This is a genomic window from Thermosynechococcus sp. PKX82 (assembly GCF_031583255.1).
Lineage (GTDB): Bacteria > Cyanobacteriota > Cyanobacteriia > Thermosynechococcales > Thermosynechococcaceae > Thermosynechococcus.
This window is the reverse complement of record NZ_CP134169.1, coordinates 545,930-557,101: the sequence shown is the minus strand read 5'-3', so window position 1 is coordinate 557,101 and position 11,172 is coordinate 545,930. Positions and strand designations below refer to the sequence as shown.

Here is an 11,172-nt window from a genome sequence, read left to right as displayed (position 1 = left end):
CTGTCTAGAAAATGATTTCCGTCGAAACAGCCGTTGACCTGATTCAGCAGCATTTGCCCGATTGGGGCACAGAGACCATCTCTTTGACTGAGCCTCAGTACAGCCGACTAGCAGGAGCCATTACCAGCGATCGCCCCTACCCACCCATTGACCGCATCATGATGGATGGTATTGCCCTGCGGTGGGCCGCCTATGAATCTGGTCAGCGTGCCTTCCCGATTCTGGGGGTTGTCCCTGCTGGTGAGGTACCCCCCACGTTGACGGATCCACAGGCCTGCTTGGAAGTGATGACTGGTGCCGCGTTGCCCCAGAACTGCGATCTGGTCATTCCCTACGAGGCTCTGGAAATTCGTGACGGCATTGCCCATATCCGCCACGCCGAACTGTGGTCGCCCTATCAATTTGTTCACCGCTGTGGCAGTGATGCGCCGGCGGGTCAACAGGTGCTGGCGGCAGGCACCCCTCTACACAGTCCGGCTTGGGGCATTCTTGCCTCTGTGGGGCAGAGCGAAGTTTGTGTCCAGCGCACCCCCCGCACTCAAATTGTTGCCACCGGCAATGAACTGATTCCGCCAGACCACGTCCCTCAACCCCATCAACTGCGCCTCTCCAATGCCTACGCCCTAATGGCTGCCCTCAAGCGCCAAGGGTACAGCCACGTCAGCATCACCCATTTACCCGATGATCCGCTGCAACTGGCAACCCACTACTGCCAAGCGAGCCAAGCGTACGATCTCCTGATTTATTGCGGCGGCGTTTCCAAGGGCAAGTTTGACTATTTACCGCAACTGTGGCGCGATCATGGCGTGCAGCAATATATCCACGGTGTCGCTCAGCGCCCCGGAAAACCCCTCTGGTTTGGGGTGGATCACACGCAGCAAACGGCAGTCTTTGGCTTGCCGGGGAACCCCGTCTCCAGTTTGGTGTGTTTACACCGCTATATTTTGGACATGCCACGCCTCTATGCCCGCTTGGCCACTCCCTTCTCTTTTGAGAAGCCCTTAACCTACTTTTTACCCGTTAAACTAGAAACCACGAAAACTGCTGAACTGATTGCCCACCCCCGTCCGATGCAAAACTCTGGTGATTTTTTGGCCTTGGCTGACAGTGATGGCTTCTTGGAACTACCTGCCTCGCAAGGGATATTTGCCGCTGGGGAGTGCTATCGCTATTTTCCGTGGAGTTAGGGCGGATGGTTGTCACCACAGCTATCCCTAGCCAACGTTTGCTGGATAACCAAGGGCGACACATTCGCAAGTTGCGCCTGTCGGTTACCGATCGCTGTAATTTGCGCTGTACTTACTGTATGCCCGTGGATGCCGCCTTTATGCCCCCCCAGACCTATTTAAGCCCCACAGAGTATGCCACGATTGTGGCTGAACTGGTGGCACTGGGGATTGAGTCGGTGCGCCTAACGGGGGGTGAACCGCTCCTGCGAGCCGAGTTTGCTGAGATTGTCGCAGCCTTGGTGGCAGTGGGGGTGCCAGAGCTAAGCTTAACCACGAATGGGATTCGCTTGGTGCCCTTTTTGCCCCTCTTGGAACAATATGGGGTACGGCGTTTGAATATCAGTCTGGATAGCCTAGACCCCGAAACCTTTGCCGCCATTAGTCATGGCCACCACTTGGAAACGGTGAAGGCGGCGGTGGCCACTGCGGTTCACCAAGGGTTTCAGGTGAAGCTGAACATGGTGGTTATGGCGGTTGTCAATGATCACGAACTGGTGCCGATGGTGGAGTACGCCAAGGGGTTGGGGATTGAGGTGCGCTTTTTGGAGCTGATGCGCATTGGCTATGCTTGCCACTTGGGGGGCGATCGCTTTGTTAGTGCTGCCACGATGATTGAGCGCTTGCGTCAGCATTATGATCTGCGACCTGTGCCACGTCCTTTGGATTCCACTTCGTTTAACTTTGAGACGGCCTGTGGCGGGCAGATTGGTTTTATCGCTTCAGAATCCCAACCCTTTTGTGGCCACTGCTCCCGTTGGCGCTTGTCTGCGGATGGTGTCCTGCGAGCGTGCCTGTTTAAGGAGGCGGGGGTGTCCCTACGGGGCTTAAGTCAAAGGGAACGGTATGCCGCCTATGAGCAAGTGTTGGGCATGAAACCCAGCTTGCGCGGAGCAGAAGTTCACCATGCGATGCACCAGATTGGAGGCTAGGAGGATGCTCTCCCACATCAATGAGAACCAACAACCCCAGATGGTGGATATTAGCGAGAAGGCCGTGAGCGATCGCCGAGCGGTGGCAGAAGCCCTGATTGAATTGCCACCAGTCTTTCAGGCCTATGTGCAAGGGGGAGATCTCTTTCTCACGAAAGGGCCTGTGGTGCAAACGGCGATTATTGCTGGCACAATGGCGGTAAAACGCACCGCTGAAGTCATTCCCTTTTGCCATTCGCTGCCGATTACTAGTTGTCGCTTTGAGACGGATATCGAGTCACTTGAGAGTGGCCTTAGAATTCGCCTGCGCTGTGAGGTCAAAACCCGCGATCGCACCGGGGTGGAAATGGAAAGCCTGCATGGGGTGGCGATCGCAGCCCTCACAATCTACGACATGGCCAAAGCCCTCAGCCCCCATATTGTGATTCGCGAGGTGCGCCTGCTGGCGAAAAGTGGTGGCAAGAAAACCCTCGGCCAATATCCCCTCTACGGCCTTGTGCTCACTGGCGGCCAGAGTCAGCGCATGGGTCAGGCCAAAGCCCTGCTAGACTACTACGGCGAACCCCATGCCCAGTACCTCTACAATTTGTTGGCTCAATCCTGCGAACAAGTCTTTCTCTCAGCGCAACCCAATCAATGGCAGGGGACTCCCCTTGCCGATTTGCCAACCCTCCCCGATACCCTGCCTCAGATTGGCCCCATTGCCGGCATCCTAACAGCTTTACGTGCCTATCCCCACGTGAACTGGTTAGTGGTGGCCTGTGACTTGCCCTATTTGACCACAGAAACCCTTGCGCCCCTGTTGCACCATTACCGCGAAGATGTGGTGGCCACCTGCTATCACCATCCCCAAGAGGGTTTCCCAGAGCCATTGTGTGCCATTTATACCCCCCAAGCTCTGCCGGTATTTGAGGCCGCCTATGCAGAAGGGATCTACTGCCCTGTGAAAATTCTCCAGCGATCGCCCTGCCAGCGGATTGCCCCACCCCAGCCGACCATTACTGCCAACATCAACACCCCTGAAGATTATCTGGAAGCCCTACACCATGTCCGACGGCCCTAAAACTATTCATCTACGCTACTTTGCCCAGTTACGCGAGCAAAGCCAACGGGAACAGGAGGAGCGAGTGACCACCGCCCAAACCTATGGCGAGCTATACCAAGAACTAAAGACCCAGTACGGGTTTACCCTTGATCTGACCCATGTTAAGGTTGCGGCTAATGATACGTTTGTGACACTGGATCAACCCCTACGAGCTGGAGATAAGGTCGTCTTTATTCCCCCTGTTGCCGGGGGTTAACTAAGCGATGGTGATCAAGCAATTTTCCCTAACCAATACTCCCCTAGAGCCAGCTCAGTTGTGGCAGCCCTTGGCCAACTTGCGAGCCGGTGCCTTTGTTAGCTTTGAGGGTTGGGTGCGCAATCACAACCACGGCAAGATCGTCACTGCCCTAGAATACGAGGTCTATCCTGCCTTGGCTCTTAAAGAAGGAGAACAGATCCTAGCAGAAGCCATTGGGAAATTTGACTTGCTGGGGGCGATCGCCAGCCATCGCTATGGAACGCTAACTCTTGGCGAGATTGCTGTGTGGGTAGGGGTGACGGCGCCTCATCGCCAACAAGCCTTTGCTGGTGCGGCCTACATCATTGATGAAATTAAACACCGCCTACCCATTTGGAAAAAGGAATACTATCTAAATGAGCCAGCTACTTGGGTGTATTGCCGTGAGCATCACCATTACGGTCTGTTTGATGACGACGGGGGACAACCGTGGGGGCTAAGTCGTCTCGCTTCAGCCAGCGATGGATAGTGGCGCAACTGACCTAGAAGATTTGAGTTGCTTCACTAATTTTGCCACCTTGCTGGATGTAGGAGACAACCCGCTCTCGTCAGTCCAAGCTATAGCTCATATTCTTGAGTAACATTCATGACGCTTTGAGTATAGCCTAACCTCTCAAATGCGCACAGAAGAAACAGAACTGGCATGGGAGGGCAAGTATGACCAATCAGTTTACCTCATTCAGCGCTGGAACCAAGAGGGTATGCTGTAGGACATTCTCAAGAAACTGTATCAATTAACACCCTTTACTATCCGAAAGTTGCATAAGATGAAGAGCCACAAGAGCCACAATTGCATCAATAGACATAGACGCAGAGGGAGAACACAGCAAGTATTATGCGACTTGATCAGTTTCAATCTTTTTTAGCTGTTGCTGAAACGGGGAGTTTTCAAGCGGCAGCGCGGCGGTGTGGGGTGACGCAACCCACAATTAGTCGGCAAATTCAAGCTCTAGAAGAAAGTTTGGGGATGCAACTTGTTCACCGCTCGAATCGCGCCAAGTTAACTGTGGCGGGGGACTTGTTTTTGCGCCGTGCCCATCGCATCTGGCAAGAGTGGCAGGCCGCCAATGCTGAACTCAAAGCCATGCAAAATGGCCAGCAGCAGGAACTCTGCATTGCCGCTATTCACTCCATTTGCCGCTACTTTTTGCCCACGCTGTTACCGACGTTTTGCCAAGCATTTCCCCAAATGCAGTTGCGGGTGACTGCCCTAGGGAGCGATCGCGCCCTCAAAGTCTTGCAGGATAGCCTAGTAGATCTAGCAATTGTCATGGGCGATCGCCACCTCTTAAAACAGGCGGAATGGGTGATTGAACCGCTGTACAGTGAGCCTGTGCAAGTGCTAATGGCGGCTGAACATCCCCTCACTGTTAATGAGACCTTGACATGGCAAGAACTAGCTCGCTTTCCCCATGTGGTATTTAAGGATGGCTATGGCATGCGCCGCTTGGTGGCTGAAGAATTTAGCCGTCGGGGTTTACCTTGGCAACCCGCTCTTGAACTCAACACGCCTGATGCGTTTATTGCTGTGATCCGCGAAAGTGAGATGGTTGCCTTGCTGCCGCGCTCTGCCCTCAAGGAAGCGCTCCACGATCCTGCCCTAGGGATTCGTGATTTATCCACGCCACTGCCCCTGCGTCAGGTGTTGGCCATTACCACCCGCGATCGCCTGACCTTACCGCCCGTTGCCCAGTTGCTTACGTTGATCCGCCAGCAGGCTGCCCATGAGTCCTCTTTTTCGTGATCTCCTTAAAAAAGTCGGCAGTGGTGCCCACACCCACAAAGACCTGAGCCGCGCCGAGGCAGCCTTGGCGTTGCAACTCATGCTGGAGCAGGTGGCAACCCCTGCCCAAATTGGGGCGTTTTTGATTGCTCATCGGATTAAGCGACCCACCTCGGAAGAGATGGCGGGTATGCTCGATGCCTACAACGAGCTAGGGCCAAAGATTCCAGCGGTTGAGACCAGTTGCCCCGTGATGATCCTCAGTCAGCCCTATGATGGTCGCGATCGCACGTTTCCCCTGAGTCCTTTAACAGCATTGGTTTTGGCGGCTGCTGGGATTCCAGTACTTCAACACGGGGGCGATCGCATACCCACCAAAGAAGGCATTCCCCTCATTGAGCTATGGCGATGTTTAGGGGTGGACTGGTCAACCCTAACCCTAGAACAAATCACCCACTGCCTAGAGCAAACAGGTTTAGGTTTTGTCTATCTCCCGCGTCATTTTCCAGCAGCCCAAGGGCTAGTCCCCTACCGGGAGCAAATTGGTAAACGTCCCCCCATTGCCACATTGGAATTAATCTGGAATCCTTACCAAGGGCGCAGTCACCTCGTAGCAGGGTTTGTTCATCCGCCGACAGAAGGGATCATGCGCGATGCCCTCTATCTCCACGGTGTTCATGAATTTACTACCGTCAAAGGTCTTGAAGGCAGTTGTGATTTGCCCCGCGAACGCACCGCCATTATCGGCCTTGCCCGTGATCAAGACCCTCCTTGGCAACGCCTGCGTCTCCATCCCCAAGAGTATGGTATGGCCAGCAGTAATGTGCCTTGGCCAGCGGACACAACAACTGCTGCAAAAATGATGGCTGCCGTCTTAGCTGCCGAGGAGCAGCCCCTCACCACCTCCGTTATCTGGAACAGTGGGTTTTACTTGTGGCAGGGGGGCAAAGCCGATAGTCTCAATTCCGGACTCGCACTCAGCAGCGAACTCCTCCGTAGTGGTCGGGTGGCTCAACACCTACAGAAATTGCAAACCATGTTGGAGAAGATATAGATGTTGCGGGAGCGACTGCGCTTTAATTGGCAAGAACTCAGTGGCAGTTTTGGTGATTTGGGTACGGATTTGCCCCTACTGGTGGGGATGATCATGGCTGCCCAGTTGGATAGTGCTAACGTCTTCACTTTGTTTGGCGTGGCACAAATTCTCACGGGGGTATTCTATGGCCTTCCCATGCCGATGCAACCCCTAAAGGCAATGGCTGTAATTGTGATGACGGAAAAACTCACTGGATCTATCCTTTGGGCAGGGGGACTGATGGTAGGAGCGATGATGTTGGTGTTAACGTCCACCGGAATCCTGACCCGACTGGCTCGCTGGATTCCCCAACCCGTGGTGCGGGGCTGTCAATTGGGACTGGGACTGTCTCTAGCCGCCGTTGCCCTCAAGACCTACTTGCCCGCGGGTGACCTCTTTGGTTATCTGTTGGGTGCCATGGGCTTTTTGATCTTGCTCCTTTTACCCAAGGAACGGGGAGTTCCCGCAGGGTTACTGGTGGTGTTGCTGGGGGTGGGTGTAGCGATTAGCCGTGTTCTGGCTGAGACAGAATTGCAGTTAACCATTGCTTGGCAGCTTCCCTACCTGCAGCCTTTAGATCCTCAGGCCTTGATTCCCGGACTCGTGCTATTGGCACTGCCGCAGTTACCCCTATCGATCGCCAATGCAGTGATTGCAACCCAGCAAACTGCCCACGATCTCTTTCCCGATCGCCCCCTCTCGATTCGCCAAATTGGCCTCACGTATAGCCTCACCAACTTGATCCTGCCCTTCTTTGGTGGTGTCCCCCTCTGCCATGGCTGTAGCGGTTTGGCAGGACACTATGCCCTTGGTGCCCGCACAGGTGGGGCGGTGGTGATCTATGGCAGTCTCTACCTTCTCTTGGGTCTCTTTTTTGGTTCCAGTGTGGATAAGCTGCTGGAAATTTTTCCCCTCTCGATTTTGGGGGTCATTCTTTTGTTTGAAGCGTGGGTACTCATGGGCTTTATTAAAGATCAAGCCGCCATGCCCGCAAATTGGATGATTACCCTCTTAGTGGGGGCGATCGCCCTCAGTGTGCCCCAAGGCTTCTTAGTGGGCACCCTTGTTGGTACAACTCTGTACTACCTCAGCAGAAAAATGCCACTACAACTCTCCTAGCCCTCTAAGCCAGACCAAATTCCTGCAATGCTGGCCAAAAATTGCGATTCTCGTGGCCGGGCTGGCTGAGCTTCACAAGGGCAAAGCGTTGGAGGGGGGTCAGGGCTGACCATTTTTCCACCGTCAGGCTGTGGTGAGGTACCTTGGTCAGTTGTTGCTGCACTGTCTCTGGCAGTTCAGTGGTGATGTCCCAAGGGTAGGGTTGGCGAATCTCTATATCACTCGGTGGGGTTCCATGGGTGTGGGTCACCCAATCCCGCAGTTGCTGACGATAGTCTGCCTGAGCTTCGGGGGTGTCGCAGGGAGTCACCACAAGCCATTGTCGCTGTTCTTGGGAAAGTTGATGCCAGTGGAGCAGCTTCAGCTTGACCCCACATAAATCTAGTTTATAGCGAACAATCATTGGAATACAGCGTAACGAAGCCGTGAATTCGGCCTCAAACGCAAAGAAGTGGGACATCAATAGCCATAACCCTCCACAGGGAATCAGATTCTATTATTGCTTGAGGGCAGTGCCGCTTTCCTGCATGGTGGGGGTATGGGGCGTCTGCCGCAACTTCAGGGGCAGCACCTGCACCGCACAGGCTTTGAGTTCTGGCTGCTTTGAGACCGGACAGGCAATGGGATGGGTCAGTTGGTTTGCCTCACCGCTATCAGCAAAGAGAAAGCCCCAGTGCATGGGTACAAAGAGAGTGCCCGGACGAATGGCCTTGGTGAGGATGACCGGCAGGCACACTTGACCGCGACGCGATCGCACCTCTACCCAATCCCCGTCTTTGAGATGTAAGTTTGCGGCATCGTCGGGGTGCATTTCCACAAAGGGATCGGGGTGCATTTTTTGAATTTTGGCAATGCGACCGGTACGGGTTTGAGTGTGCCAGTGGCCGTAGAGACGACCCGTTGTCAGGGTAAAGCTATAGATGTGATCGGTGGGTTCCGCCACGCCCTGACTGTGGGCAAGGCAAAAATATGCCCGTTGATTGGGTGTGTGAAATCGCCAGTCAGTATAGAGGCGTTTGGGTTTGCGGGCTTCTTCATCATCCATACCGGCAGGACAGGGCCACTGCAAGGCGCCTAAACGGGCAAGGCGTTCGTGGCTCAGACCCGATTGATCGCAGGGGCGACCGGCAGTGAGTTGGACAAATTCGGCATAGACGGCAGCGGCATCGGCAAATGGGAAGAGATGCCCATATCCCAAGCGGCGCCCCACCTCAGCAAAAATTTCCCAATCAGGGCGAGCCAGACCGGGGGGCGATCGAAAGGCGGGGGCAAGGGTGACGCGGCGTTCAGAGTTAGTCATCACACCTGTTTTCTCACTCCATTGCGCCGCCGGCAAAATCAGATGGGCATAGGCTGCTGTTTCAGTGGGAAAGTAGGCATCCTGATAGACGGTAAAAGGAGATTTGAGAAAGGCCGCCTTGGCACGCTCTAAATGGGGAAAACTAACCGCAGGATTGGTGGCCGCAATCCACAGCAGACCCACTTCTCCCTGTTCTAGACCTTCGACAATTTGCCATGCCGTGCGACCGGGGCGATCGCTTATTTGCCCTCGCGGCAGTCCCCAAAAGTCCTCTACCTCTTGGCGATGCTGTGGATTGGTCACTTGGCGATAGCCGGGCAACAGATGGCTCAAGCCGCCGGCTTCGCGCCCCCCCATGGCGTTGGGTTGCCCCGTCAGCGAAAAAGGACCACTCCCTGGGCGGCCAATTTGCCCCGTCAACAGGTGGAGATTGATGAGACAACGAGCTTTGGCCGTCCCTTCAGCAGACTGGTTAATGCCCATTGACCAAAGGGAGAGTACCGCTTGGGCATGCCCCCAATAGCGAGCCGCCTGTTCTAGATCACTTTGAGCAATGCCACAGCGTTCCGCTACCCAGTCTGGGGTGTAGGCCGCCAGCAGCTTTACATACTGGGCAAAGCCTTGGGTACACTCCTCTATAAACTCAGCATCGATCTGTCCCCATTGCAGTAGCAAATGGCCAATGCCGTGGAGCAGATCAATATCCGTGCCGGGTCGGATGGCAAGGTGCAGATCCGCCACTTCCGCTGTCGGGGTGCGCCGCGGATCCACAACAATCAACTTGACGCGGCGATCGCGCTTGTGGTGGTTGCGCAGACGATTAAAGACAATGGGATGGCATTCGGCAGTATTAGTACCCATAAGGAACGCACAATCGGTAGCCTCCAAATCGTCGTAGCAGCAGGGGGGGCCATCAGCGCCGAAGCTAGCCATGTAGGCCGACACTGCCGAGGACATACATAGCCGCGAGTTGGCATCAAAGTTGTTCGTACCCAAACAGCCCTTGATTAGCTTTTGCGCCACATAGTAGTCCTCGGTTTGAAATTGACCGGAACCGTACATACAAATGGCATCGGCGCCCCGCTCACAGCGTACCCATTGGATGCGTTCCACAAGGCGGGTCATGGCCTCGTCCCACGAAATGACCGTAAAGGGCTGATCCAAACGCTCCCGCCACAGGGGGTAAACCAAGCGATCGCGATCAAGGGCTTCTAGAATAGTTGCCCCCTTGACACAGACCATGCCTTGGGAGGAGGGATGCTGGCGATCGCCCCGAATTTTATAGGCTCCCTTGCCTTGAGGGACTGCTTCTAAGCCACAGCCCACCCCACAGTAGGGACACAGCGAGGACACTGGCTCACTTGGTTCAGGCACAGCACGCCCTTTTTCCTCAAACCGCAGGAATTCACAGGAACAGCGCCTGACCCCTTGCTCTGAGCAAATGATCAGATCCGCTGTAGCATCGCCATGGAAAAAAAGCTCTTGCCTCGGAAACACTACCCGTTGCCAAGTGGGCTGATTTGACAAATAAATCTGCTGAACGCTCTCGCTGGTATTGCGGTAGTAGCAGAGGTAACGACTGGACTGAACGGCTAACGAGCCAACCCGTGGGGTACTCATACGCTACTTAGTGCCCAAACCGCGTGTACAGAAAGTCAACCACTTGGTTGCGGAGATGGTAGTACTGCGGATCCTCAAGGAGTTGCGATCGCCGCCGTGGCCGCGGAAAAGGCATCTTCACAATATCGCCAATGCGGGCGGCAGGGCCATTGGTCATCATCACCACCCGATCCGCGAGGTACAGCGCCTCATCAATGTCGTGGGTAATCATCAGTACCGTCAGTCGGTGGCTGCGCCAAATCTTTATGAGTTCATCCTGTAACTCCTCCTTCGTGATGGCATCGAGGGCACCAAAGGGTTCATCTAAAATCAACACTTCAGGGCGAATGGCGAGGGCGCGGGCGATCGCCACCCGTTGTTTCATGCCCCCCGACAGTTGAGCAGGGCGTTTGTGGGCAGCCGCTGTTAGCCCCACTCGTTCCAAGTGCTCCTCGACAATTTGGCGCCGGCGTTGGCGAGTTTTCTGGGGATAGACAGACTTCACTGCTAGCTCAATATTTTGATAGGCCGTCAGCCAAGGCAGCAGCGCGTAGTTTTGAAACACCATCATGCGATCCGGCCCCGGACGGCGCACGGGCACGCCATTGAGAGTAATTTCCCCTCGTGTTGGCGCTGTAAAACCCGCAACCATATTCAAGAGTGTGGTTTTGCCGCAGCCGGAATGGCCAATGAAACAGACAAATTCGCCGCTGCTCACCTCAAGGTGAATATCCTCAAGTACCACCTGGTCGCCATTAGCCGTAGGGTAGGCTTTGCTCACCCCATCAATGCGTAGATGCTGGGTGGCCGTTAAATGGGGGTCAAGACGATAGAGGGTTTCCATAGACTTCTCTC

The 11,172-nt window shown here is 54.8% G+C and carries 11 protein-coding genes; 8 read left to right on the top strand and 3 right to left on the bottom strand.

Features of this window, described 5'->3' with window-relative positions; genetic code table 11:
* Nucleotides 1–11: 11 nt before the first annotated feature.
* From RHH53_RS02615 to RHH53_RS02580, 8 genes are all read left to right on the top strand, one after another.
* Nucleotides 12–1,187, top strand: coding sequence for a molybdopterin molybdotransferase MoeA (locus RHH53_RS02615; RefSeq protein WP_206200940.1), 1,176 nt, complete (start codon nt 12–14; stop codon nt 1,185–1,187).
* 5 nt (nt 1,188–1,192) lie between these two features.
* Complete coding sequence (gene moaA, locus RHH53_RS02610; protein ID WP_310744052.1) at nt 1,193–2,158, top strand: GTP 3',8-cyclase MoaA; 966 nt, start codon at nt 1,193–1,195, stop codon at nt 2,156–2,158.
* A gap of 4 nt (nt 2,159–2,162) precedes the next feature.
* Nucleotides 2,163–3,221 (top strand): cyclic pyranopterin monophosphate synthase MoaC, encoded by a 1,059-nt coding sequence (gene moaC / locus RHH53_RS02605; protein WP_206200938.1) that lies wholly within the window; start codon nt 2,163–2,165, stop codon nt 3,219–3,221.
* On the top strand, nt 3,205–3,459 hold the full coding sequence (moaD, locus tag RHH53_RS02600) for a molybdopterin converting factor subunit 1 (protein ID WP_206200937.1): 255 nt from the start codon (nt 3,205–3,207) through the stop codon (nt 3,457–3,459). Before moaC ends, moaD begins: the two co-directional genes overlap by 17 nt.
* Before the next feature lie 7 nt (nt 3,460–3,466).
* A complete protein-coding gene (locus RHH53_RS02595) occupies nt 3,467–3,970 on the top strand; it encodes a molybdenum cofactor biosynthesis protein MoaE (RefSeq protein ID WP_225901625.1) in 504 nt (167 codons plus the stop codon).
* A 366-nt stretch (nt 3,971–4,336) separates the two neighbouring features.
* Nucleotides 4,337–5,245 (top strand): LysR family transcriptional regulator, encoded by a 909-nt coding sequence (locus RHH53_RS02590; RefSeq protein WP_310744051.1) that lies wholly within the window; start codon nt 4,337–4,339, stop codon nt 5,243–5,245.
* Nucleotides 5,226–6,278: an anthranilate phosphoribosyltransferase family protein gene (locus tag RHH53_RS02585; protein WP_310744050.1), complete on the top strand. Its 1,053-nt coding sequence runs from the start codon at nt 5,226–5,228 to the stop codon at nt 6,276–6,278. The genes RHH53_RS02590 and RHH53_RS02585 overlap by 20 nt, the downstream gene beginning before the upstream one ends.
* Nucleotides 6,279–7,418 carry a putative sulfate/molybdate transporter gene (locus RHH53_RS02580; RefSeq protein WP_206200934.1) on the top strand — a complete coding sequence of 380 codons (1,140 nt, stop codon included), beginning with the start codon at nt 6,279–6,281 and terminating at the stop codon, nt 7,416–7,418.
* Nucleotides 7,419–7,422: 4 nt separating this feature from the next.
* Here the strand turns inward: RHH53_RS02580 and RHH53_RS02575 are convergent, their stop codons facing one another.
* Genes RHH53_RS02575 through RHH53_RS02565 form a run of 3 tightly spaced genes read right to left on the bottom strand, consistent with a single transcriptional unit; the run spans nt 7,423 to nt 11,161 of the window.
* Complete coding sequence (locus RHH53_RS02575; protein WP_206200933.1) at nt 7,423–7,878, bottom strand: nitrate reductase associated protein; 456 nt, start codon at nt 7,876–7,878, stop codon at nt 7,423–7,425.
* 36 nt (nt 7,879–7,914) lie between these two features.
* Nucleotides 7,915–10,338: a nitrate reductase gene (locus tag RHH53_RS02570; protein WP_310744049.1), complete on the bottom strand. Its 2,424-nt coding sequence runs from the start codon at nt 10,336–10,338 to the stop codon at nt 7,915–7,917.
* A 7-nt stretch (nt 10,339–10,345) separates the two neighbouring features.
* A complete protein-coding gene (locus RHH53_RS02565) occupies nt 10,346–11,161 on the bottom strand; it encodes a nitrate ABC transporter ATP-binding protein (RefSeq protein WP_310744048.1) in 816 nt (271 codons plus the stop codon).
* Nucleotides 11,162–11,172: the final 11 nt, after the last annotated feature.

Coding starts and splice junctions, on each gene's coding strand:
- RHH53_RS02575 (WP_206200933.1), bottom strand. CDS start 7,878: ATGTCCCACTTCTTTGCGTTTGAGGCCGAATTCACGGCTTCGTTACGC.
- RHH53_RS02565 (WP_310744048.1), bottom strand. CDS start 11,161: ATGGAAACCCTCTATCGTCTTGACCCCCATTTAACGGCCACCCAGCAT.
- RHH53_RS02595 (WP_225901625.1), top strand. CDS start 3,467: ATGGTGATCAAGCAATTTTCCCTAACCAATACTCCCCTAGAGCCAGCT.
- RHH53_RS02615 (WP_206200940.1), top strand. CDS start 12: ATGATTTCCGTCGAAACAGCCGTTGACCTGATTCAGCAGCATTTGCCC.
- moaD (WP_206200937.1), top strand. CDS start 3,205: ATGTCCGACGGCCCTAAAACTATTCATCTACGCTACTTTGCCCAGTTA.
- RHH53_RS02570 (WP_310744049.1), bottom strand. CDS start 10,338: ATGAGTACCCCACGGGTTGGCTCGTTAGCCGTTCAGTCCAGTCGTTAC.
- RHH53_RS02585 (WP_310744050.1), top strand. CDS start 5,226: ATGAGTCCTCTTTTTCGTGATCTCCTTAAAAAAGTCGGCAGTGGTGCC.
- moaC (WP_206200938.1), top strand. CDS start 2,163: ATGCTCTCCCACATCAATGAGAACCAACAACCCCAGATGGTGGATATT.
- RHH53_RS02580 (WP_206200934.1), top strand. CDS start 6,279: ATGTTGCGGGAGCGACTGCGCTTTAATTGGCAAGAACTCAGTGGCAGT.
- RHH53_RS02590 (WP_310744051.1), top strand. CDS start 4,337: ATGCGACTTGATCAGTTTCAATCTTTTTTAGCTGTTGCTGAAACGGGG.
- moaA (WP_310744052.1), top strand. CDS start 1,193: ATGGTTGTCACCACAGCTATCCCTAGCCAACGTTTGCTGGATAACCAA.